This window comes from Rhodoglobus galactosidasius (assembly GCF_054957775.1).
The window spans coordinates 19,271-42,851 of record NZ_JBQIAV010000012.1; the positions used below are offsets into that span (position 1 = coordinate 19,271).

Here is a 23,581-nt window from a genome sequence, read left to right on the forward strand (position 1 = left end):
GCCCGTTAGCCTAGAGGAGTGAGTGAAGGCATCAACGACCGGTTACGGGTTTTTCGGCAACGTGTGAGCCGATCGCTCGTCGAGCTGGCTGGTGGAGCCCTGCGCGCAACTAACGCGCCGACCCAAATGATTGCGATTCCGGGCAGCGAGCAGCAGCTGTCCCAGCGACACGCACGCTCGGTTATCGATCTATGTTTGCGCGCCGGCGAAGCAATGTTGGCGACCGGAGCATCCGCGGCTGACGTTGTTGCCACGGTGCTTCGTATCAGTACTGCGTATGGCGTCAGCGGAATGCACGTCGATATCACCTTCACCTCGCTCACTGTTTCGGTGCATCGGGGGATGAACGAAGACCCGATGTCGATCATGCGCATTGTGAAGGTGCGCACCATCGACTACACGCGGCTGCAGAACGTGTACTGGCTCATTGACGTGATCACGGGGCCGGACGGTCCCGGGGATGTGGATGAGACACGCGAGCAGCTTGGTGCGATTCTGACAACACCGCATCCGTACCGGCGCTGGGTGGTGACCGCGGGTAAAGCGATTCTGGCGGCAGGTGTCGTGGTGATGTTCGACGTGAGCTTTGTGCTGGTGCTCGTGGCGGCAGCATCCGCCGCTATCTCGGATCTCATGACTCGTCGCTTAGAACGCTGGTCGGTTCCCGCATTCTTCGCTCAGATGGCTGCCGCAGCGGTAACCACCGTGATCGCGGTATTCATGTTCTGGCTTCACTCGGTTGGCATCGATATGCCCGGATCGAATAGTCCGACTGTCATTGTGATCGCCGGCATCATCATGCTTCTTTCCGGTGTCGGGCTCACCGCTGCGGCCAGTGACGCGATTGGCGGCTACTACGTCACGGCGACTGCCCGCGGAATGGAGGTCGTCATGATGACGCTCGGCCTCGCGGTCGGTATCTCGATCGTTTTGAGCCTTTCGTTGCGCCTCGGAATACCGGTGGCGGTCGGCGACTCACTCGGAGACAATCGAAGTGTTATCTCGGGGATGGCCGGGGCTGCGATCATCGCCGTCGGCTTTGCCCTCGCCTCCTACGTGCGGATGCGGTTGTTGCCGCTCATGGCAATCGGGGCCAGCCTCGTATTTGCCGTGTACTGGGTGGTGCTGCCATTGGCATCCTCGCCAGGGCTAGCCCCCGCAATCGCCGGCACCGCTGCCGGCGTCATCAGCTACCTTCTCTATCGCTGGCTGAAAGTGCCAGAAGGCGCCACGAACATGGTGGGCATCATCGCCCTTCTCCCCGGACTCGCACTGTATCGAGGCATCTACGCGTTGATGGATTCCGAATATGGAGTCAATCTGGCGCTGCCCGCAATGGTTATGGCACTAGCGACCGGCTTAGGCCTCGCTGCAGGAACAACCATCGGGGGATTCGTTGCTCGGCGCACCTTCGGGTTCGACCGCTCAGCAATGCTGGCGCTGAAGCGCTCACGCACGCCGCGGTAGCACTTCTCGCCATTGGGCGAATGGGCCCGACGAAAGCCTCTTGACATTAGTGTTAATGGTCGTTGACACTAATGAAATGACGAATTCTGTTGAGAGCACGGACCCTGTCCCGGCTGAAGATTCAGTTGCCACCGGCGACCTCCGCGCCCTTGCCAACGCGGTGCGGCTCGACATGCTCAGGCTGCTGCGTGATCGCGAGTGGACCATGGCCGAGCTCGCGACCGAGTTGGGGCTGCGCAAGGGCAGCATCAGTTACCACTTGCGCGTATTGGAGCGGGCCGGCATCGTGTGCCAGGTTGGTGAGCGCAGTGTGCGCGGTGGGAGGCAGCAGCTTTGGGGGCTGACGGCTCCGTCTATCGCTGGTGATCCCGATAGTACTGATCCGGGTGCTCGGCCCGCAGTGCTCCGGGCTCTGGCTTCGCAGATGGAAGCAAGCGAGTCGCAGCGACTGTTTGTGTCGCAGGTGCGATTGGATGCGGCAGGCAAGGAAGCTGCGGTCGTCCTGTTGGAGAGTGCTCTGGCATCCATTCGGCAGCTCGAGATCGACGGGGGAGATATCGTCTCGCTTGGCGCGTTCACGTATTCGGTAGGCAGCTCGACGAGAAGCGAATAATGTCCGGCGGGCAAAAGCTCGGGCGTCCGTTCTGGGTTTTCTGGAGCGCCGTCACTGCGACGAATGTGGGCGACGGCATCCGTCTGGTCGCGCTGCCTTTGTTGGCGACTCAGGTAACGGAGAGCCCTGGTCTTATCGCGCTGGTTACCGTGTTCACGTATGTGCCGGCGCTGCTCTTTGGACAAGTTGCCGGAGTTTTTGTTGACCGGGTCAGGAAGCGGCGACTGATCGCGCTGTCGCAGATGGGGCGTGCTGTCGTGTTGGCGTTCGTGGCGGTTGCGATTGCTCTCGGGATGCTCGACATCACGATGCTGTGCGTGGCCGCGTTCCTTTATGGGGTGGGGGAGGCGGTATCGGATCCGGCATCGCACGCGATTCTTCCGCGGCTTGTTGTTGCGAAAGACTTGGGGCGGGCGAACTCTGATCTGCAGTCAGGGCAGATCGTTGGTGAGATGTTTGTCGGGCGTGCGCTCGGCGGGATTCTGTTTGCGGTGGCTCAGCCGGTGCCGATTCTTGCGAATGTGTTGTTGCTGGTTGCGGCGGCACTCGCGATGGTTTCGTTGGGTGAGGTTGAGGGTGCGTCCGAAGCTGCTGTGCCTGCTGCGCCTGATCGTGCGGGAGGGCGCATCCGGAACTTCATCGCAGACTTGGCCGACGGAATTCGTGTGGTGACGCACTCTCGACTACTCGGCGTCATGTCGGTGCTACTGGCGGTGTGGGCTGGGGTGTCCGGAGCCTTCTGGGGTGTTGCCGCGATCTACGCGTTGCGCGATCTGCAATCAGGAGAGGTCGGGTTCGGCATCATGTTGGCGTTGGCTGCAGTCGGTTCTCTGGTCGGTGCGCGGATCGCGATTCGGGTCATTCAGAGACTGGGCGCGCCTGGCGCTGCGGTCGTTTCGGTTCTCGTCAGTGGGGTCTCGATCATCGCCCTCACCTGGACACGAGACCTCTGGCTCGCATCCCTGCTGCTCGCGTTCAACGGCGCGGCCGTCACGCTGTGGAACGTGATGACCATCACCATCCGGCAAGTCACCGTCGAGCCGCACATGCTCGGCCGGGTCAGCAGTACCTACCTCGTGCTGGCGCGAACCGCGCTTCCTGTGGGAGCTGGGCTCGCGGGGCTGTTGGCGACCGCGACCGATGCTCCGACCGTGTTCTTGGTGTCCGGCAGTGTGTTGTTGGTCTCTTCGGCTGTGTTGCTGCCGATGCTGTGGAAGACGTTCGGGGAGTCGTGGCCGCGCGGGCAGGGTTCGGCGCAGAAGGTTAGTGCGGATCTGTAATGTTGCCCAGCGACTGCGTTTCATATGTTGCAGCCCGCGAGGTCCAAACTTCGGGTGGTCGGTAGGCCGCCCAAGTCTCGGGCATTGATGAAGCCACCCAGGCGCTGTCTTGCGGCAGCCGTCAGGTTCTGAATAAAAGTCGAATTTGCGCGTCGGCGACCTGCATTACTCAACACAAGAGCCGCTTCGGGGCTTTGTAGAGAGCTGACAGCGAACGCAGTACGAGCGGGTTGAATATCCGAGTCTGTGTAGCGCGGGCCTGAATGCCGGATGCGCGGAGGCGTTGAAGTTGGGGGCTTGATGTGGCATTTTGAAACGGAGAGTGTGTTTTAGAGATGCGCGAAGTATTCCCTACACTTGAATACAGGGGAAGGGGCAACGACCTACGATAGTGACCCGCTTGCCGCGACCCCTTGCATAGTCGGCGAGATTTTATCCCAAGAGAAAGCTGTCGTCCCATCGGTTCGATGGTTCTTGCAAATGAGCGCGTGAGAGAGAAGTTTGATGATAAAGGCAGTGCTTGCATACGATATTGTCGAAGGTGTCGACGAACAGGAATATAACGACTGGATAGTGGATGTGCACGCGCACGATCTGCTCGCAAATCCGTACATTGATCGGCTGCTCTTCAACACCGTATTGCGCCCGGTAGCTTCGTCTAGTGGGGGAGCGAGCTCGATCACCAACGAGATTCTTCCCTACCGCGTGGCCGAGATCCATTACGCTGATGAGGCTGCCTACGAGAAGGCGCTGGAATGGTTCGAAGACCATCCCATCCCTCCCGAGCGGGGCCCTGCCGGTCGCACAAAATTCTACTTCTATGTGCTTACGACCGTGGTTTCAATTGATCGGGAGAACCTTGGTTCGATAGATCGCGCTGAATTGCAATCAACCAGTGGGCGGTAGGCAAATGCCGGCCCGTTTGGGGAGCGGTGTTGTTTCACCCGTCGTGGTCAGCGGGGCCACGGGAGCTCTCGGTTCAGCGATCGTTGAGCGATTAGTGCGTGCCGATGTTCCGATTATTGCGATCGCGCGGTCCAAGGACGCATTAGATAGTCTTGGTGCACAATTTCCGGGAATTCAAGTGATCGCGTGTGATCTCAGTCGGGATAGCCCGGTCATTGATGAGTCGCGCATATCCGGGGTTGTGCATGCCGCTGGGGCTGCGTTCGGTGGGGGAGTGCTCGATGTCGAACCGGCCGCTGTGCTGGAAGGGATTGACCTCAAGGTGAACGGGTTGCTCAGACTGATTCGCTCGGTTGATGGGGGGCTCGTCGAAGGTTCGCGGATCATTGCGCTGGGTGGGAACCTTGGCCTCGACCCCGTGGCTGGGGCTGCAGTGCCAGGCGTCGCTAACGCCGCGTTGGCAAACCTTATCCGTCAACTTAGCCGCGCTTATGCACCGCGTCACGTGACGGCGCACCTCATTTCACCAGGCCCTGTCGACACGGAGCGATTGCGACTGCGTGCGGCTGATGAAGCTCATTTCTCCGGGTCTTCACCAGAGGAGATTTATGCTGGATACGCGGCGTCGTCGCCACTAAGTCGTCTGACAACACCCGCAGAGGTCGCATGGGCGGTGCAGTTGCTTTTTGAACCTGAGGCGGTGGCGCTAGCTGGCTCTACCTTGTTTCTCGATTCTGGGTTACGAACCAGCATCCCTTAGCCTCGATGCACCGATCAGCTGGGGTTGGGCGCCGGTTTCGGTTTTTGAGCGCGTTCGCTCGTTGTGGCGCGTTTGATCTGTGGGCCTCGCTGCCCAGCAGTTCCACGTGTTGTCCAAGTAGTGCCGGAGATCGATCGCCCCGCAAACGTACTACGCGGCACGCAAAAGACTGCCCTCAAAACGATTCGTCAGCGACGTGGATACCGCGGTGAAGATCCACACAGTGCATAAGAAGAACTACCGTGTCTACGGGCCACGGAAGGTCCACGCGCAACTACGCCGCGAGGGGGCGCCCGGCGACCGCCTCGCCAACCACGCCAATCCACCGCATCGTGCGCGTGCGCCTCTGCCACCACGACGAGCGCACCATGGCCTATTTCGAGCGCCGCCGCGCCAACAATGCCAGCAGTTGAGCATCCCGATCACTGATCTCGCTCGCAGCCTGAGCGTTCCCTGCCAGCGCCTACGCAGGCTCGAGTTCGGCAAACGGACCGATGCCGAACTCGAAGCACAATGCCAGAATTGGCTCACCGCCGCTTGATGAAGATAGGAGCATCCACTCGAGGGGACGTGACCCAGATTCTGTGCAGAGAAACGGCCCAGCACATTCTTTCGGAATGCATAGGCGCCCGTGTGAATGACTCCCAACTCATCGTGGTCCTACGCGCCGCGATCCGGTAACTTTGGTCGCCCACTCCACCGCTCGTCGTTTCTCGGCGCATTCCGGCCAGAGAAACAAAGATACCGACACCGTCTTTCAAAAGAGTCTTCGCGATATCGCTCGACTCATTTTACTGTTTGTTTTATTGGGCTCAGGGGTATCATCCGTCTCGCATTTTCGCTACACTTGATGAATTCAGTGTTTCACTCAGCGGAACGAGAAAAATGTCGAATTCCCCATCTCCCCTGGCGGGCCTCCGCGTTTTGGATGTCTCCACAATTTTGGCCGGCCCCTTATGCTGCCAAATCTTGGGCGATTTCGGTGCCGACGTCATCAAGATTGAACACCCGACCCGTGGCGACAGCATGCGCGGTCACGGGGAGGGCAAGAACGGCGTGCCAATCTGGTGGAAGGAAGTTTCGCGAAACAAACGAACTCTCGCCTTGATCCTCAGTACAGCCGAAGGCGCCGCGGTATTCAGAAAACTCGTAGCCACCGCCGACGTCGTCGTCGAGAACTTCCGGCCCGGCACCCTCGAACGGTGGGATCTCGGCCCTGAGGAGCTTCTCTCTATCAATCCGGGCCTAATTTTGGTGCGCTTGACGGGGTTTGGCCAAACGGGCCCTTACTCATCACGTCCAGGGTTCGGAACCCTCGCCGAAGCAATGAGCGGGTTCGCCCACCTCACCGGCCAGACAGATGGTCCGCCCACGCTCCCGGCCTTCGGACTGGCCGACAGCATTTGCGGCATAGCAGCGTCATCCGCGACGCTCATGGCGCTGCGCCACCGGGACCGAACGGGAGTCGGGCAAGTCGTGGATCTGAGTATCCTCGAACCCATCATGACGGCCGTCGGCCCCGGCCCGACCAACTATGAGCAGCTCGGGATAATAGGCCAACGCAATGGCAATCGGTCGACCAATAACGCCCCGCGCAACACCTACCTGACCAAAGACAACAAATGGGTGGCCGTGTCGACGAGCGCGCAGAGTATCGCCGAACGCGTCATGCATATTGTGGGCCACCCCGAAGTCATCGATGAACCGTGGTTTTCCTCTGGAAGCACCCGTGTGCAGCACGTCGACGAACTCGACGCGTACGTTGGCTCGTGGATTGGCGACCGCACTCGCGCCGATGTCATGGAGATCTTCTCTGTTGCCGGCGCCGCAGTGGCCGCCGTCTATGACGCCCAGGACATTGTGGAGGACCCTCACATTCGCGAGACCAAGATGCTCATCGACGTACCCGACCGGGACTTCGGCACGGTTCTGCAGCACAACGTCATGTGGCGCATGAGCGAGACCCCGGGCAGTATTCGATTCACCGGGCGCAACCTCGGCGAAGACAGCGACAGCATCCTGGATGAAATCGGCTACGACACCGACGATATCGTCGCCCTAAAAGAAAGTGGAACAGTGAGATGAGCGATGCACTGATTGAGGCGGTAGCCCAAGGGCTGCAGATGGTTGATCTGGGCCGCCAACTGAGAGTCGGCATGCCGCAATCGCCGAACCACCCGCAATTCTGGCATACTCTCCCCCGACGTCACGGCGACACGATGCGTGACGATGGTAGCAGCGCGGCCAACGACATGATCTCGACCGGCACCCATGTCGGAACCCACATCGATGCTCTCGCGCACGTCAGTCAGGACGGCAAGCTCTTTGGTGGAGCGGATGCCGGCAGCTCCTGTATCGGGGGCAAATATGTGGAACACGGCGTGCACACCATCCAGCCCATGATTTGTCGCGGCGTTCTGCTCGACGTTCCCACCTATCTGGCTGTGCCCGACCTCGAAGGTGGCTACGAAATTACCGCGGACGACATTAAGGGAACGATCAATGCTCAGCACACGCCCGTTGGCGAAGGTGATGTGGTGCTGATCCGCTCGGGCTGGGGCAAGAAGTTCACCGAAGGAGCCGCCTACCTCGGCGGGCCCTCGGGAGTGCCGGGAATCGGCGAGGGCGCCGCAACCTGGCTCGCCGCGCAGCATATCCATGCCGCGGGTGCCGACACCATCGCGTTCGAGCGACTAGCCCCTGGCGGCGGACACGCTCTTTTGCCCGCCCACCGGGTGTTTCTCGTTGAAAACGGCATCTACATCATCGAAGCGCTCGATCTCGAGGAGCTGGCCGAACGTCGGCTCTACGAATTCACTTTTGTGCTGGTTCCCTTGAATATTTATGGAGCGACCGGGTCTCCCGTGCGGCCTTTGGCTCTGGTGCAGGCATGAGCACCGAGCCGACACTCGCCCAACAACTCGCCGATTTCGCGGCCAATGTTCGCTACGACGAACTGCCCGTGGCGGTAGTCGAGAGCGTCAAGGCTCGCGTGCTCGATATTTTGGGCATCTGCGCTGCGGCTGCTCCCCTCGAGACCAGCCGCGGCGCGCGCGCGTGGGCCGCGGAGCAGGGCGGAACCGCCCAAGCCAATGCGGTGGGAGTCGCGCAGGCCCTGCCCGCATCGCTGGCAGCCTTTGTCAACGGCGTGCTGGCTCATTCGCTCGACTACGACGACACCCATCTTCCGTCGGTGTTGCACCCCAGCGCCAGCGTCATTCCCGCTGTCCTGGCTGCCGCACAAGCCAAGGGCGCCACCGGGGCGGAACTCATTCGCGCCATCGCTATTGGGCTCGAAGTCACCGTGCGACTGGGCATGGCCGGCTTCGACAAAGAGAGCGGAAACTCCGTGTTCTTTGAGCATGGCCAGCATGCAACCTCAATCTGCGGAACCATGGGTGCGGCCACGGCCGTGGCCGCACTTTACGGCGACGCAACCCTGATCCGCAATTCTCTCGGCGTTGCCGCATCCATGGCCTCAGGAATCATTGAAGCCAATCGAACGGGTGGAACCGTCAAGCGAATTCACTGCGGGTGGGCTGCGCACGCTGCCATCAGCGCCGTCAATCTCGTACGTTTCGGCCTCACCGGCCCGCCCACCGTTCTTGAGGGCCGATTTGGCTTCTTTCAGGCTTGGCTGCACGGCAAGTTCAATGCGCGGGAGATCACCGACGACCTCGGCCAGCAGTGGTCGATTCAGGACATCTTCTTCAAGCCCTACCCTGCGAACCACTTCACCCATGCGGCCGTCGACGCCGCGGCGGCGCTTCGACGGGCCGGCATTACGCCCGACGAGATCGAGTCGCTGGTACTCGGGGTACCCGCGCCGAATCTGCGCACCATCGGGGAGCCGATCGAGGTGAAGCGCCGCCCCGAAACGGGATACATGGCACAGTTTTCGGGACCCTATGCCGTTGCAGCCGGGCTGCTCGGGGGCAGCGGGCTCGAAGTGGGGCTCGATGACTACTCCGACGAGTTGGCGCGGGATCCATACCGACGTTCTCTGATGGCCAAGGTCGACGTGGTACCCGACGCTGAGTGCACAGCAATCTTTCCCATGCAATTTCCGGCGGTGCTCACCGCTCATCTCAGTGATGGCCGCACCCTCATCGAAAAGGTCCTCACCACCCGCGGAGGGCCGGATCGTCCACTGAGCTTTGACGAACTGACCCGAAAGTTTCGAGACAATGCCCGGCGCACACTGAGCACAGAGGCCATGGAACACTTGCAGACCTATTGCCGTGATCTGGAGCAGGCCGACAACGTCAACGACATTTTCGTGAACCTCACCCTGGTCGATGCCGATGCGCCCGCTCTGCTAGTTTCCTAGGCCCACCACATTCTTTGCCCCGGCATCGAAACTTCCTTCGGAGTCGGGTCGTACCCAAATCACAGTCAAGAAAGGCACGACATGTTCAGTTACGACCTGTTGATCAAGAATGTCAAAGTGGTCCGCCCCGACCAGGAGTCCGTAGAATCCCTCGATGTTGCTGTCAAAGACGGCAAGTTCGCCTCCATCGCGCCCAACATCGACCCGAGCACCGCTGCTGAGGTTCTCGATGGCAATGGCCGCCACCTGTTTCCCGGCGTTGTAGATGCCCACCAGCATTGGGGCATCTACAACGAACTTTCCGAGGACACCAACATCGAGAGTCGCGCCAGCGCTCAGGGCGGCGTCACGAGTGGCATCACGTACATTCGCACCGGTGCGTACTATCTGAACAAATCCGGCCCCTACAAGACGATCTTCCCCGAGATTTTACAGGCGGCCGAAGGCCGGGCCTATATCGATTACGCCTTTCATGTTGCCCCCATTCTGAAAGAACACATCGACGAGATCCCTGACCTGCTCGACATGGGCGTTCCCTCGTTCAAAATTTTTATGTTCTACGGCATTCACGGCCTGCACGGCCGGTCCAGCGATCAGGGCAAGTTCCTTATGATTCCCGAGGATGAGTCTTATGACTACGCTCACTTCGAATTCATCATGCGCGGCATCGAAAAGGCACGCCGCGACCCGAAGTACGCAGCGATCAAAGATCAGATCTCCCTGTCACTGCACTGTGAGACGGCCGAAATCATGCGTGCCTACACGAAACTCGTCGAGGAAGAGGGCGTGCTGACAGGGCTCGAAGCCTACAGCGCCGCGCGCCCGCCGCACTCGGAGGGACTGGCCATCACCATCGCCTCCTATCTGGCCTACGAGACGGAACTGCCCAACATCAACCTGTTGCACCTCAGCTCACGCAAGGCCATTGAAGCAGCCATGCTAATGCAGACAACTTTTCCGCACATCGATTTTCGGCGCGAGGTGACCGTGGGTCATCTGCTCGCCGATTGTGAGACTACGGGCGTCGGAGGCAAGGTCAACCCGCCGCTGCGCCCCCGCGAAGACGTCGAGGCGATGTGGGACCATGTTCTGGCCGGTGACTTCTCATGGGTGAGCTCTGACCACGCCTGCTGCAAGGACGAGGCAAAATTCGGAGACCCGAAGGACGACGTCTTCCTAGCGAAGTCGGGTTTCGGCGGGGCCGAATACCTGCTTCCTGGCTTGATCTCCGAAGGGCGCAAGCGCGGCTTGTCATACAACAAGATTGCGCAGCTCGTCTCGAAAAACCCGGCAGACCGCTTTGGTCTCGCTGGCAAGGGCGATATCGCCGTGGGTTTCGACGCGGACTTCTGCCTCGTCGACGACAACGTCGGTCAGGTCGTGCATGCGGAGGATTCGCTTTCAGCGCAGGAATACACGCCGTTTGAAGGCTATGAACTTACGGCCACGGTGACCGATACGTACCTTCGCGGCGGCGCTGTCTATCGCGATGGTGCCATTCTCGGCGCTCCGCGTGGGCAATACCTCAAGCGCTCAGGAAACTAGCCCCGACCGACACAGAAGAGGTAGCGGCCCGCGGGCCGCTACCTCTTCTGGCCTGACGGCGGCGGGCCGAAGGCAAGCGCACCGATTGCCTGCCTAAAATGCTAGCGTGCTGCGTAAGAGCACCTCTTCGGCACCGCGAACCACTGCCGGGTCGATCATGCGACCATCGCGGTCGAGGGCAACTCCACCGTGCGCCTGCTCAAGGCACGCTATGGTCTCGCGGGCAGCCGCAATGTCGGCGGCTCCTGGGGTAAACACGCCATGAATAATGGGAACCTGTTTTGGATGCACAGCTGTGCGAGAGCGAAACCCGATGTCGTGCATCTTTTGGCTGCTCTCCGCGAACGCGTCAAGAGCGTGAACATCCGTCGACGTTGGCGCGACCGGCGGCAGCAGCCCGGCCGCCGCCGCGCTGACGACAAATCGCGCCCGCAGAGAGTCCAGCGCGACCTCTGACTGGGTACTTCGGGTCATGCGCAGATCAGCCATAAGGTCGACCTCCCCGATCGCGAAAGTCACGAGTCGCACATTGCTCGCCATGAGGTCGAGGTGGAGCAGCGCTGCGGCGCTCTCGACCAGGCCGATGACGCCCACGCTCCCCGGCAAGAGCCCGCGCTCAAGCTCCAGCATGCTGAGCGTCGCTGCGGCCTCTGCCAGGAGCAGTGTCGTGCATTTGGCCAGAAATATCCCGGTGAGCCCCGCGCCGACCACGGCCGTGAGGTCAGCGACCATGTTCTCCGCGCTCACGCGCACCCACTGCTGTTGAACCGGGCGCACATTTTTGCCACCAGCGGGAGGCCGCGTGTCGAACCAACGGCGCAGGTTCTGCCTCGCGATGGCTTTTCGCTTACGCGGTACCGCGTCTTCCAGATCAAGAATCAGGGCATCAGCAGGCCCTGCCGCGGCCTTCTCGAACAGTACGAACTGGTCCGCTGGCACGTAGAGGAATGAGCGAGGTAAATATTTCGGTCGAACAACCGCGGTATCTACGTTCTGCATGTCAGCGGCTCAGCAGAGCAGTAATCTGGCGGGCAGCCGCGGTGACCTTCTCAGCGTGGCCCGCAACATCCGCCGCGTCATAGCGAAAGACCGGTCCGCAGGAGCTGATCGACCCCATCACGTTTCCGGATTTGTCGAAGAAAGCGGCGGCGATCGACGCCGCGCCAATATTGCGTTCGTTGAGCGAAGCCGCATAACCGTCTATGCGAATCTTGGCGAGCTTACGGCGGTACTCGCTCTCATCGAGGTCTGCATTCAGGCGGCTCAGTTGTTCAATGGCTTCATCAACCCTGACCGGCGGAAGGGAGGCCAGAATCGCCCGGCTCGACGCGCCCGAATGCAGCGGATACCGCACGCCAATTTCCACGACCATCTTGATTTCCTTCGCGCTCTCATACTGGTCAAGGTAGATTCTCGCATCACTCGAGAGCACAGACAGTGTGGTCGTTTCGTGTGTCTTGTCGCGCAGTGCTCGCAGCACCGGCGCAGCGATGGTTCGAAAGTCGAGCTGGTTCCACGCTTTGTTGCCCAGGCTGATCGCGCTGGGCCCGAGCACATAGTTCGATGTCTGCGGCGGAGTCTGTACAAGCCCGCGGGAGCTGAGCGACTGCAGAATACGGTGGACCACGGCTTTGCTGAGGTCGAGGCTGCGGGCAATCTCGGAGACACCGAGCGCTCCATCGGATCGGCTAAACAGTAAAAGGACATCTGCGACTCTGTCGCCGGCCTCCGTACCTCCGGCGCTCGGGCGAACATTCGTAACGTTTTCCCGTTGCATTGCCAATCCTCTCGTTTGGACCAGTATAGCAACTAGTCCGCTGAGCGGAATGGTCAATCGCATTACGTTCCTGTAAATCGCTAGCTATCTGAGGACCTCTCGTGCAACACTAGGCGAACACGGCCTTCTTGCCGTAATTTACGTTCCGCTTTACGGAACGGCTTCACGTTCTTCATTCCTCTCAGCGCACCGTCGCGCTGGAGAATCTGAAACAGAAAGGTCGCAGGAAACAATTATGACCAAGAAAATCTTAAGTACAGCAGTGATCATGGTCGCCATGCTGGGCGTCACGGCGTGTTCTAGTGATGGGGGCAGCGACGCCACGGCATCAGGAAACCCTGACACCATCACCATCGGCGCTGTCCATCCGCTGAGCGGAGGCCTGGCCGGGGTCGGGGGGCTCATGAGTGACGGCGCCAAGCTCGCAGTCGACGATATCAACGCGGCGGGCGGCATCAAGTCGCAGGGCGGCGCATCCCTCGAGTTGATCGTTGGCGACAGTCAGGGCAGCGCCGAGACAGGGCAGAGCGAGGCGCAGCGACTTATTAGCGCTGGCGCCGTCGCCCTCGTGGGGACCTACCAGTCCGATGTCACGATAAATGTCGCATCCGTTGCAGAACGATCCAAGATTCCTCTTGTCATTGACGTTGCCGTCGACGACAAGATTCTGGATGAGGGCTACCAGTACAGCTTCAGAATCCAACCCAACGCCAGCAACATGGGCGAATCAGGCGCTAACGCCCTCATCGACATGGCCAAGCAGAGCGGCACCACGATCAGCACCGTCTCGTACATCCACATTGAGGGCGCCTACGGAAGCAGCGTGTTTGAGGCTTTCAAGGCCGAAGCGGAGAGCCTGGGCATTGACGTTGCCAAGGAGGTCACATACTTAGGCAGCAACTTCTCCGATGCCACCACCCAGGTCGCTGATGCACTGACCGTCAATCCGGATGTGATTGTCGTGACCGGTTACTTCCCCGACAACCTCCTCATCGCCAAAGCCGTTGAAGCGATGGGACCGGATATCAAGGCCGTGTTCGGCATCGCCAGTGGCGCCTTCGATGACAGCTCGTTCCCTGCCAGCGCGGGTTCGGCGGCCAGCGGAATTTTGAGCGCCAACTACCATTACAGTGCGACGAGCGAACGTGCAGCCGACATTCGGCAGCGTTTCGAAGCCAAGTACGGCAAGCCCATGGAGACCTCAGCCATGCTGTCCTACCAGGCAGTTGAGGTTATCGCCGCAGGGCTGGAGGAAAGTGGATCCACCGACCCGACGAAATTGCGTGATGCCATTTCCGGCATCAGCATAGAAGACCCGCTGCTGGCGTTCCAGGGTCCGATCGAATTCGATGAGACCGGTGAGAATAAGAACGCCTCCGTGATTGTCATGCAGGTGCAGGACGGATTGATCGAACAGGTCTTTCCCGGTGACTTCGCTACCGCAGACCTCGTTTTTCCCGTTCCTGCTCAGCAGTAGCCTGAAGGGAGTGAGCGCATGACCACAACAGTAGAAGTTGTCGACACCGATCAGGTTGCGCCCCGTCGAAGCGGGTTCTTTGCTTCGACGGGGCGGAAAGTCTCAGTAGGTGCCACTGCCCTCGTGGTAGTTGCCTTGGCTGCGATCTACCTCGTCGGCAACCGGGATCCTTCACTGGTCACCCAATCAATTGTCACTGGGCTACTTCTCGGCGGGGTCTACGCGCTCGCTTCCCTCGGCTTGACTCTGATATTTGGGGTCCTGGGAATCGTAAATTTCGCCCAGGGCGCGATGCTGACGATGTCCATGTTCATTGTGTACTTCATGGTCTCGTCCCTGGGCCTAAACGTCTATCTGGCCGTGGTCCTCACGGTTCCAATCATGTTCGGCTTCGGATGGCTCGTCCAATCCACGCTCATGAACCGGCTGGCCGACGACGGCGGGCATGAGCGTCCGCTTATGGTGACCCTCGGGCTGTCGCTTCTCATTATTAACGGCCTGCTTATGATTTTCGGTGGCCGACCGTTGTCGGTCACCGCGCCCATCGAGGGTTCGATCCAGGTGCTGGGCGCTATTGCCGATTACTCCCGCATGATCGCGTTCGGCGGTGCCGTCATCGTGGCGGTCACCTTGGCATTGATTCTGAAGAAATCGCCGCTGGGCTTGGCAATTCGGGCAGTGTCCGAGAATCGTACGGGCGCCTCGCTCGTGGGCATCAACGTGAGCAGAATCTACTCACTGACCTTTGGTCTGGGAGCGGCCGCCGTTGCTGTGGCCGGCGGGCTGATCACCCCATTCACGAGTCTGATCCCGTCGGTCGGCGACCAGTACACAACCCTGGCATTCGTCATCGTTGTACTTGGCGGGTTGGGCAGCATTCGCGGCGCTGTCATCGGCGGCCTGTTCATCGGGCTCCTGCAGATGGTCGGATCGCTGTATCTACCGGGCAGCGGATCCCTGCTGCTCGTCTTTGTCGTATTCGTCCTCATCCTCTTCCTGCGCCCCCAGGGACTATTCGGAGCAAGAAAATGACGCAGACCGAAAGCTCACAGCTGATACGCCCTGCCCGCACAATGCGACGTCGGCAAGGCAGCGGGGCTGGCCGCCAATACCTGTATCTCGCCATCGGGCTGGTCGTCTTCTTCTTCGTGCCCTTTGTTCTCCCGGAGTCGGCTCAGCCGGTCGCCGTGAGTACGCTGATCTTCGCTATCATGGCGGTCGGCTGGAATCTCATGAGCGGTTATGGGGGCATGTTCAGTTTCGGGCACGCGGCCTTCTTCGGGGTCGGGGCCTACACCGTGGCCTACCTGCTGTCCGAGTTTGGCGTTTCGCCCTGGATAGCGATGGTCGTGGGTGCAGTCTTATCCGCCAGCGTCGGAGTGCTCATCGCATACCTCTGCCTTCGCTACAAGCTGTCCGGATCCTATTTCGCACTCGCCACTTTCGCCTTCGCCCAGATGTTCCTGCTCCTCAGCCAGAGCTCGGAATTCCTCCACAAAACCGAAGGCATCAACATCCCCTTACTCCCGCAGGAATCCTGGTCAATGATGCAGTTCGACCAGAACAGCAAGAATTACTACTGGATTCCCCTGGTTCTCCTCGCGATCGTGGTGGCCATCACTATTGGTTACGTGCACTCCCGCGCCGGCCAATTTACCCAGGCGATACGCGACGATGCGACCGCGGCCGAGTCATTGGGAATCAAGGTCATGAAGTATCGCTTGATCACAGTCGCTTTGAGTTGTGCCATTACCGCGATCGCCGGTGCATACTACACCCAGTACTACCTCTACGTGGGCCCGGAACAGGCCTTCGGAGTGCACGTCTCCATCAACGCGCTCATCCCCGCTGTGATCGGCGGAATGGGCACGATTTGGGGACCATTGGTGGGTGCAGCAGTGATGGGGCCGTTGTCCGAGGTAATCGCTGGAATGCTGCGCAACCCGCCCCCCATCCTGGAGTTCTTGCAGGGCCGGAGCGGACTCGACGTTGCGGTCTACGCGGTGTTACTCATTGCAATCGTGGTCTTCCTGCCCAAGGGCATATTCGGAACCATCAGAGAGAGATGGCGCAAATGAGCCTGCTCACAATCGAGGGGTTGTCAAAGTCCTTCGGTGGACTTCAAGCCCTCAAGAACATCAACCTGGAGATCCCTGAACATGAGTTCCTGGGAATAGTTGGCCCAAATGGTGCAGGGAAAACCACGCTCTTCTCCGTCTTGGCTGGGCAGATCCCCCCAACCAGCGGGAAAGTCACGTTCCAAGGTCAGGATATTACCGGCTGGTCCGCAGACCGGGTTGCCTCCGTCGGGTTGGTGCGCACGTTCCAACTCATGCGCCCCTTTGAGAGCATGACGGTTCTGGAGAATGTCGCGGTAGCCTCGCACAACAAACGCCGTTCCGTGGCCAGCGCGCGTCATCACGCCACCGGCGTCATCGAGCGGGTCGGCCTCTCGCCATACCTGAATTCCATGTCCGGAACCCTGCCCACGGCCGGGCTGAAACGGCTGGAATTGGCCCGGGCACTCGCCTTGGAGCCGCAGATGCTCCTCCTGGACGAGGTTCTGGCCGGGCTCGTGCCAACGGAACGCGCGCCCATCATCGAGCTGCTGCGCGAGATTCACCGTGACGGTGTCACGGTGATGTTTGTCGAACACATTATGGCTGCCGTCATGGCCTTGTCGGAGCGTCTCCTGGTCATGCACGAAGGCCAGGAGCTCGCGCTCGGGGCACCCGAGACAGTGATCCAAGACACACGGGTGGTCGATGCCTACCTCGGAGAGGACTACCTATGATTCTTGAGATGCAGAACGTCTGTGCCGGTTATCGCAGGCTCGAAATCCTGCACGACCTGAACCTTCACGTCAACGAAGGAGAGATCGTCTGCTTGATCGGTGCCAACGGAGCAGGCAAGACCACCGCGCTGCGCGCCCTAGCCGGACTGATCAATGCCACCCGCGGTCAGATTCTGTTCGAGGGCAAGCCCATAGGTAAGTCCCGGCCCGACCAGATCGTGAGGGCAGGCCTGGTGCATGTTGCCCAGGACCGTGCACTGTTCGGCGGGCTTCCCGTCATCGAGAACCTCACCGTCGGCGCGTATACGCAGCCCAAATCATCCATCAGCGCGTCCCTCGACCAGGTCTTCGAGCTGTTTCCCATTCTGAAGGACCGCAGAAGCCAGCTGGCCAACACCATGTCTGGTGGCCAGCAACAAATGCTGGCTATCGGGCGGGCTCTCATGGCCAGACCCAAGTGCCTCACGCTGGATGAACCTTCCATTGGCCTCGCGCCCAATCTGGTGGCACAGGTATTCAGCGCGATTACCCGAATCGGTGAAGCCGGCGTGACCGTGCTCATCGTGGAGCAGAACGCGTCGCAAGCCCTGGCAATTGCGGATCGCGCCTACGTCATGGAGAGCGGAACCATCGCGATCGAGGGAACCGGGTTGGAACTGGCCGACAGCCCCGAAGTGCGCAAGGCATACCTCGGCATGTAGCCGAAAGGACAATCATGGAATTTCTCGTCAAGATTGAAATCAACTGGCCCCCAGAAACAGACGAAGCCCGTCGAAGTGAAATCTTCACCCGCGAGTTGGCGCGCGGTCAGCTCTTGGCCCGCGAAGGAAAACTCCGACGAATCTGGCGCATACCGGGCCGCTGGGCGAACTGGAGCCTCTATGAGGTCGCGGATGCCACCGAACTTCACGAAGCGTTAACGTCTCTGCCGCTGTACCCCTGGATGAACATTGAGGCACATGCGCTGGCTGAGCATCCCAACGATCCAATATCTCTGGGGATTACTCCCGATGGCGGACCCGCCAAGGAGACCTCCCAATGAGGCTGTTGGCGATAACCCCGATCTGCGTTGACGACGCTGAATTGGCGAGGCGGCAGCACCGTTACGACCGGCTGGCGCCAGCCGGCCTATCGATTCGGCTTCTCAACCTCGGTACCGGTTCTGAGATTCCTCGCGCGCTCAACACTGCAGATGACATCACTGCTTCCGAGCAAGCGCTACTGCACCGACTTCGTGCCGTTGACACGGGCGACGCCCGCGAAACCGACCTCGCGAGTGTGGATGCCTTCCTGCCTGACTGCATTCTGGACCCTGTCGTAGATCTGCCCAACACCGGTCTTTCACGGCCGGTCTTAGGCCTGTTGAAGCTCACCGGGCACTTTCTGGTGAGCCTGGGAACAACCGTCGGCGCCGTGGCGCGGAATGAGGCGATCGCCCGCGAACTGGACCGCAAATTCCAGTCCTACGGCCTCGGCCGGCCGCAGGGAACAACATTCGTTCTCGGTCTCACTGTTGGCGATATCGCAAATGATGAGATTTGGGCCACGGCCGTAGGTTCCCACCTTCAGACGATGGGCGCGGACGTTGTAATCAACGGATGCTCCGCCGTTGAAGCTTTCGCACCCAGCGGCCAGCCGGTATTGGTGGATCCGACAAGAACGGCGCTCCGGCTCATCGCGCTCAGCGAGGCCGTAGGTGCCATGGGTGCTATCGCCACGGAGGACGATTGAACGGGGCCTCTGCACAAATTGCCGCCGTCGACGAAATGGCCCAATTCGCTGCCGACCTGCGCTGGGCTAATCTGCCCATCTTGGTGCGCGAACGGCTGAATCTCATGCTGATCGATTTAACTGGCGTTGCGGCCGCTGGCGCTCGCACACCAGAAATGCGAGCGCTTGTTGACGTCTGGGGTCCGAGCCCCGGGGTGTCACCAATCGTCGGCGCCCACCGCACGACAAGCCCCGAGACCGCCGCCTATCTGAATGCCATCGCCGCGTGTTCTCTTGAACTTGACGAGGGAAACAAACACGCAAAGGGCCATCCCGCAGCGCACGTAGTTTTCAGCGCTATGGCCGCTGTACAGCTTCTGGAACGACCCGTTACGGGTGCGGAATTTCTCACGGCCGTTGCCGCCGGTTATGAAGTTGCGGCCAGATTCGGGCGCGCCTTGGAACGCGAAGCCACGTGGCACACACATGGTCACTGGGGCGTGACCGGTGCCGCGTGCGCCTCCGCACTGATTATGGGGGCCTCCCGCGACCAGATCGCTGCCGCCATTGATGCCTCGACAGCTCTCATGCACGTGACTCCGTGGGCGACCGTGCTGGGCGGTAATTTTGTGCGAAACCTATGGGCGGCTGGCGCGAATATGGCTGGACTGAATGCCGCAAGACTGGCCCTGGCAGGTCTGGCCACCAACAATGCAACCGCTCTCGACACCCTCGGCGGGATCGTAGGTTCCTTGGACACTGCAACGCTTGCACACGGGCTAGGAATCGAGTGGCTGATCACCGAGGGCTATATGAAGCGATACCCCTCGTGCTCGTACACCCACGCAGCCGTCGACGCGGTGCAGGGCATCAAAGCACAGCAAGATTTCTGCACGACCGACATCGTGAGCGTGAAAGTGCGCACGCACTCATTGGCCACGCCACTGTTCACACGGAATCCACACAACCGCCTGTCCGCCATGTTCTCGCTCCCTTTCGTGGTCAGCGCTGCCATCGTGAACGACGCCCTTGACCCTGCCATGTTGGAGCCGGGAACACCTGCCTTTGAGCAGGCGCAGAAGTTCAGCGACAAGGTAATCGTAGAAGTCTCGCCCGAACTTGATCAACGTCTGCCTCTGGAGCGCTGGGCCGATGTCGAGATAGTCCTCCACGACGGCTCCGTTTTCACCCAAGCGCATCCCAATCCAATTGGCGACGTGGATTACTTTCCGATGGGGCCTGCGGAGGTCGAAGCGAAGCTCTTTTCCCTCCTCGGGCCTGATGACAGCCACATTATTCAGAACACAATTGGTCACCTGGCAGAGAGCCCCAACGCGCTCTTGACCCTGGCCAGGCTAAGCGCTATCTAAGACCGCGCACCGCGTTCAACGGCAAGGAGATCGACATGACAGAACAAGAATTTGACGGGCCAGACTTGGTCGTAGCCGGAGCTGGAGGCGGACTGGTTGCCGCCCTGCGGGCCGCCCAGCTCGGCCTCTCTGTGCTTGTGGTCGAGGCCAACGCCCGTTTTCGACGAGGAAACAACACGGCGATGTCGACCGCGATGATTCCGGGTGCTGGAAGTCGGTGGCAGGCCGAGGCCGGCATCGACGACTCGCCAGAACGGTTTCTGGCCGACATTATGGCCAAAACGAACGATGAGGCGGACCCCGAGTTGGCGCAGGCGCTTGCAGTCGTCAGCGCACGGCTGGTCGAGTGGATGGCCGACGACCTGAAGCTGCCCATGTCACTCGTCACCGATTTTCACTACCCAGGACACTCCCGGCTGCGTTGTCACACCGTGCCGGGGCGCATCGGAACGGCGCTACTGGACTCCATGCACACCCAAGTCGAAGCCTCACCGCTGATCGATTTGTACATGCCTGCCCGCCTGGTCGACGTGATTCTGACCGACGGTGTCGTGAGCGCGGTTGTGGTTCAGACGGTCGACGGTCTCGAAGAAATCCCGACCAAAGCCGTCGTGCTGGCCACCAATGGTTTCGGGGGCAACGCCGCGCTCGTACGCGAGCACATGCCTGAAATTACGGAGGCAATTTACTACGGCAGTGAAGAGTCGCAGGGTGACGCCTTGCGCATCGGCGTCAAACTGGGCGCGGCGACAGGCTTTCTCGATGCCTACCAGGGCCATGCCGCACTGGCCATGCCTTCGGCGACCCTTGCCGGCTGGGCGACGGTCATGCACGGTGGTTTTCTAGTGGACAAGGCCGGTGAGCGGTTTGGCGACGAGACCGTCGGCTACTCCGAATATGCGCGCGAGTCACTGCTACACGCTAATGGGCAGGCGTGGATCATCGTGGATCAACGCATTCATGACGCCTGCGAAGCCTTTCAGGACTTTCGCGACACCGTGTCGTCGGGCGGACTGCGCTGGGCGGATTCTGTCGAGGCTCTAGCTGCGGCGACAGGCATCGATGCGGTTGGCCTCCAGAAGACGCTGGACCAAACTCAAAGCTTCGCACGCGGTGAGGCCGATGACGACTTGGGGCGCACGTTCTGGGAGGCACCTCTCTCGGGGCGCGTGGGTGCTATCGCCGTTCGTCCGGCACTATTCCATACGCAGGGCGGACTGCGCGTGAACGGAGACGCCCAGGTGCTGACCGAAGCCGGCGAAGCCATTTCGGGCCTGTACGCCTCGGGCGGTGCAGCCATTGGCATCTCGGGGCACGGGCCGGGGGGCTACCTCGCGGGTAACGGGCTCCTGCCAGCGCTTGGACTCGCGCTTCTGGCCGCCGAGCATGCGGCCAGACAGCAGCGCTAGCCACCAGGCCCAGCAACTACTCCCGCAGCGCCCCGCGCTGCGGCCGATACCACTCCACAGTCGACGTCAACCCGGCCTCAAGCCCGATCCCGGTCTTTTGCCGCTCTTTTGCGGGCGCCATTTCCCTAATTTCCGCGGATTGACCCCAAGTGGCCACGACAATGGTGCGGCCGTCACGCTGTGGAACGTGATGACGATCACCATCCGACAGGCCACCGTCGAACCGCACATGCTCGGCCGCGTCAGCAGTACCTACCTGGTGCTCGCCCGCACCGCACTTCCTGTGGGAGCGGGGCTCGCAGGCCTTCTCGCAACGGCGCAGAAAGTCAGTGCGGATCTGTAATGTTGCCCAGCGACTGCGTGTCATATGTTGCAGCCCGCGAGGTTCGAACTTCGGGTGCTTGCGGCTAGTGTTCGACAAGCAGCGCCCGCAAGGTCGCACGAGTAGCAGCCGATACTCCGAGCAGGTCGAAGATCTCGTTAGCCTGTGTTGCTGCATCGCGAACGATGGGAAGTTTGTCGAGCATCCACTGTTCAACTTCTTCGGGTGACCGTACGGCTTGAGGTTCCACTCCGGGTGCAAGTTGGGCGACTGCCGCCATCGCATGAACAGATGTGGCGTAGTCGGCTGTTACAGCATCGGGCTCGACTCCGGCGTTGCCGAGGAGGAGGGCGCTGATCATCCCGGTGCGGTCTCGACCTGCGCTGCAGTGCACGAGCATGCCTGGTTGTGAGGATGCGATTGCTTCGAGAGTGCCCCGCACTAGTTGGGGTTGGAGTCGCCAGTTGTGTGCCTAATATTTGGGGGAGTCGAGGATGGGGGTGCAGACTTGCATGAACTCGGCGTCGTCTTGATCCTCGGTTGGTGCGTTGACGATCGTGATGCCGGCGAGTGCTTCTACTGAGACTCCAGGGTCGCCCTCTCCGGCAACTATCTCGTAGGCGCAGCGGATATCCACAACTGATGCGAGCCCCCACGCGCGCGCCGCGTCCCAGCCGGCCACGGATAGGCGTTCTCGGCGAGGTCCGCGTGCGATCCGGCCAGTCACCGTCACGCCCGTGCGAGACAGCGCGGTCGGCAACCCGCCCAGGTCTCGGGCATTGATGTAGCCATCCCAGATGAGATTATCCATCGCATCAGCATGCCCGGGTTCTAAACGGAAGCGCAGCTCGATACTGAATCAACTGGGTTTCGTGTTCTGGCCACCAATGGTGCCGCGCCCACACAGTAGGTGTACCGAATGAGGTACGTTTTCATATTTCGTACCATATCCGGTACAATTCTCGTTATGTACCGCATTAGGTACCTTGTGTTGCACGCGTGCCACATCCGGTACGGCGCCGGACCGATAGGCAAGAGGGAGGGGCTGACCATGGCCAGAGTAGACGCGCGCGGGCTCATCACTGAACTACGCGAGCGCAGCGGAATCTCGCCGACATCGCTCCGCGCTCGGTCGGGTGTCTCCCGCGCGACCCAGCGTCGCATAGACACGGGAGAGTCCGATGTCACCCTCGGCACCCTGCGCGAGCTCGCGATCGCCGCAGGCCTCGATATCGCCCTTGATCTCGTGCCGCTGTCCGACCCGGAAGCCGCCGCCGGTGCCCGAGCGCTCCTCGACGAAACCGTCAAGCCGGACACCGTCAGCCCCGCCGCAGCCGCTTGGTTGGAGCGCCTCCTCCGACTTACGGCTGACCCGCTTCGCCAGTCGAACAGCCCGCTCGAAATCGTCACCGAAGCCGGCCGCGCGGCCGCGCCGCTGAACCGATACGCCGCACTTCTGTTCCGTGGTGAGTGGAGCGACCTGAAACTCGCCGACGCAGGCATGGCCAGCCGAGCAAAGTGGCTCCTGTCTGGCATGAGTGCCCTCACTGCCCTCACCGACAAGCCGATGCCAACCGGGGGAGTAGGTATCCTCTATTCCGCCGACCCGGCCGCGGTCGCCCGGCACCTCGTGCACCTTCGACCGACCCGTCCGTCCACCGCGAATCTCGTCATCCTCCCGATGACCGAGTCCGTCGCCGTCGACAGCTGGCAGGAAGGGCCGCTCCATCTCGTCTCGCCGATCCAGGCGATCATCGACGGTATCGGCGTCGGTGGGACAACAGCCGAAACTGCATTTGCTATTGCCGAGAAGTGGTGAAC

Annotated in this window: 22 protein-coding genes and 1 pseudogene; 20 read left to right on the forward strand and 3 right to left on the reverse strand. The window is 60.7% G+C overall.

Going from position 1 to position 23,581, the window contains the following annotated elements; all coding sequences use genetic code 11:
* The first annotated feature begins 18 nt into the window (after positions 1 to 18).
* The 9 genes from ACTJJW_RS13545 to ACTJJW_RS13585 all read left to right on the forward strand — a co-directional run bounded on the left by ACTJJW_RS13545 (position 19) and on the right by ACTJJW_RS13585 (position 10,901).
* Positions 19 to 1,467, forward strand: coding sequence for a threonine/serine exporter family protein (locus ACTJJW_RS13545; protein ID WP_462645499.1), 1,449 nt, complete (start codon positions 19 to 21; stop codon positions 1,465 to 1,467).
* A 76-nt stretch (positions 1,468 to 1,543) separates the two neighbouring features.
* On the forward strand, positions 1,544 to 2,080 hold the full coding sequence (locus ACTJJW_RS13550) for a helix-turn-helix domain-containing protein (protein ID WP_462645501.1): 537 nt from the start codon (positions 1,544 to 1,546) through the stop codon (positions 2,078 to 2,080).
* Entirely contained in the window at positions 2,080 to 3,360 is a 1,281-nt protein-coding gene (locus tag ACTJJW_RS13555) for an MFS transporter (RefSeq protein WP_462645503.1), read from the forward strand. The genes ACTJJW_RS13550 and ACTJJW_RS13555 overlap by 1 nt, the downstream gene beginning before the upstream one ends.
* A gap of 516 nt (positions 3,361 to 3,876) precedes the next feature.
* Positions 3,877 to 4,266, forward strand: a complete 390-nt coding sequence (locus ACTJJW_RS13560; protein WP_462645504.1) for a hypothetical protein — start codon at positions 3,877 to 3,879, stop codon at positions 4,264 to 4,266.
* Between the two features lie 4 nt (positions 4,267 to 4,270).
* Entirely contained in the window at positions 4,271 to 5,026 is a 756-nt protein-coding gene (locus ACTJJW_RS13565) for an SDR family oxidoreductase (protein ID WP_462645506.1), read from the forward strand.
* An 885-nt stretch (positions 5,027 to 5,911) separates the two neighbouring features.
* A complete protein-coding gene (locus ACTJJW_RS13570) occupies positions 5,912 to 7,111 on the forward strand; it encodes a CaiB/BaiF CoA transferase family protein (RefSeq protein WP_462645508.1) in 1,200 nt (399 codons plus the stop codon).
* Positions 7,108 to 7,920 (forward strand): cyclase family protein, encoded by an 813-nt coding sequence (locus tag ACTJJW_RS13575; protein ID WP_462645510.1) that lies wholly within the window; start codon positions 7,108 to 7,110, stop codon positions 7,918 to 7,920. Before ACTJJW_RS13570 ends, ACTJJW_RS13575 begins: the two co-directional genes overlap by 4 nt.
* Positions 7,917 to 9,356 carry an MmgE/PrpD family protein gene (locus ACTJJW_RS13580; protein ID WP_462645511.1) on the forward strand — a complete coding sequence of 480 codons (1,440 nt, stop codon included), beginning with the start codon at positions 7,917 to 7,919 and terminating at the stop codon, positions 9,354 to 9,356. Before ACTJJW_RS13575 ends, ACTJJW_RS13580 begins: the two co-directional genes overlap by 4 nt.
* Before the next feature lie 81 nt (positions 9,357 to 9,437).
* On the forward strand, positions 9,438 to 10,901 hold the full coding sequence (locus ACTJJW_RS13585; RefSeq protein WP_462645513.1) for a dihydroorotase: 1,464 nt from the start codon (positions 9,438 to 9,440) through the stop codon (positions 10,899 to 10,901).
* 93 nt (positions 10,902 to 10,994) lie between these two features.
* Here the strand turns inward: ACTJJW_RS13585 and ACTJJW_RS13590 are convergent, their stop codons facing one another.
* Together ACTJJW_RS13590 and ACTJJW_RS13595 are read right to left on the reverse strand one after the other, a co-directional pair.
* On the reverse strand, positions 10,995 to 11,900 hold the full coding sequence (locus ACTJJW_RS13590; protein ID WP_462645515.1) for an HpcH/HpaI aldolase/citrate lyase family protein: 906 nt from the start codon (positions 11,898 to 11,900) through the stop codon (positions 10,995 to 10,997).
* 1 nt (position 11,901) lies between these two features.
* A complete protein-coding gene (locus ACTJJW_RS13595) occupies positions 11,902 to 12,678 on the reverse strand; it encodes an IclR family transcriptional regulator (RefSeq protein WP_462645517.1) in 777 nt (258 codons plus the stop codon).
* 235 nt (positions 12,679 to 12,913) lie between these two features.
* On the opposite strand from ACTJJW_RS13595, the gene ACTJJW_RS13600 reads away from it, so the two are divergent.
* The 10 genes from ACTJJW_RS13600 (at position 12,914) to ACTJJW_RS13645 (ending at position 21,781) form a co-directional block, all read left to right on the forward strand.
* Positions 12,914 to 14,155 carry an ABC transporter substrate-binding protein gene (locus tag ACTJJW_RS13600; protein WP_462645518.1) on the forward strand — a complete coding sequence of 414 codons (1,242 nt, stop codon included), beginning with the start codon at positions 12,914 to 12,916 and terminating at the stop codon, positions 14,153 to 14,155.
* A gap of 18 nt (positions 14,156 to 14,173) precedes the next feature.
* The gene (locus ACTJJW_RS13605; RefSeq protein WP_462645520.1) at positions 14,174 to 15,187 is read left to right on the forward strand and encodes a branched-chain amino acid ABC transporter permease; all 1,014 of its coding nucleotides are present in this window, start codon (positions 14,174 to 14,176) and stop codon (positions 15,185 to 15,187) included.
* Complete coding sequence (locus ACTJJW_RS13610; RefSeq protein ID WP_462645522.1) at positions 15,184 to 16,233, forward strand: branched-chain amino acid ABC transporter permease; 1,050 nt, start codon at positions 15,184 to 15,186, stop codon at positions 16,231 to 16,233. Before ACTJJW_RS13605 ends, ACTJJW_RS13610 begins: the two co-directional genes overlap by 4 nt.
* A complete protein-coding gene (locus tag ACTJJW_RS13615) occupies positions 16,230 to 16,949 on the forward strand; it encodes an ABC transporter ATP-binding protein (protein WP_462645524.1) in 720 nt (239 codons plus the stop codon). The genes ACTJJW_RS13610 and ACTJJW_RS13615 overlap by 4 nt, the downstream gene beginning before the upstream one ends.
* On the forward strand, positions 16,946 to 17,650 hold the full coding sequence (locus ACTJJW_RS13620) for an ABC transporter ATP-binding protein (RefSeq protein WP_462645526.1): 705 nt from the start codon (positions 16,946 to 16,948) through the stop codon (positions 17,648 to 17,650). Before ACTJJW_RS13615 ends, ACTJJW_RS13620 begins: the two co-directional genes overlap by 4 nt.
* A 14-nt stretch (positions 17,651 to 17,664) precedes the next feature.
* Positions 17,665 to 17,991, forward strand: coding sequence for a muconolactone Delta-isomerase (locus tag ACTJJW_RS13625; protein WP_462645528.1), 327 nt, complete (start codon positions 17,665 to 17,667; stop codon positions 17,989 to 17,991).
* Positions 17,988 to 18,680, forward strand: coding sequence for an aspartate/glutamate racemase family protein (locus ACTJJW_RS13630; RefSeq protein ID WP_462645530.1), 693 nt, complete (start codon positions 17,988 to 17,990; stop codon positions 18,678 to 18,680). Before ACTJJW_RS13625 ends, ACTJJW_RS13630 begins: the two co-directional genes overlap by 4 nt.
* Complete coding sequence (locus ACTJJW_RS13635; RefSeq protein WP_462645532.1) at positions 18,677 to 20,029, forward strand: MmgE/PrpD family protein; 1,353 nt, start codon at positions 18,677 to 18,679, stop codon at positions 20,027 to 20,029. Before ACTJJW_RS13630 ends, ACTJJW_RS13635 begins: the two co-directional genes overlap by 4 nt.
* Before the next feature lie 35 nt (positions 20,030 to 20,064).
* Positions 20,065 to 21,438, forward strand: coding sequence for an FAD-dependent oxidoreductase (locus tag ACTJJW_RS13640; protein ID WP_462645533.1), 1,374 nt, complete (start codon positions 20,065 to 20,067; stop codon positions 21,436 to 21,438).
* A 139-nt stretch (positions 21,439 to 21,577) separates the two neighbouring features.
* Positions 21,578 to 21,781 carry a hypothetical protein gene (locus ACTJJW_RS13645; RefSeq protein WP_462645535.1) on the forward strand — a complete coding sequence of 68 codons (204 nt, stop codon included), beginning with the start codon at positions 21,578 to 21,580 and terminating at the stop codon, positions 21,779 to 21,781.
* A gap of 64 nt (positions 21,782 to 21,845) precedes the next feature.
* Here ACTJJW_RS13645 and ACTJJW_RS13650 read toward each other — a convergent pair.
* Positions 21,846 to 22,571: pseudogene (locus ACTJJW_RS13650) on the reverse strand (tyrosine-protein phosphatase).
* A gap of 240 nt (positions 22,572 to 22,811) precedes the next feature.
* Here ACTJJW_RS13650 and ACTJJW_RS13655 point away from each other — a divergent pair.
* Positions 22,812 to 23,579, forward strand: a complete 768-nt coding sequence (locus tag ACTJJW_RS13655) for a helix-turn-helix domain-containing protein (RefSeq protein ID WP_462645537.1) — start codon at positions 22,812 to 22,814, stop codon at positions 23,577 to 23,579.
* Positions 23,580 to 23,581: the final 2 nt, after the last annotated feature.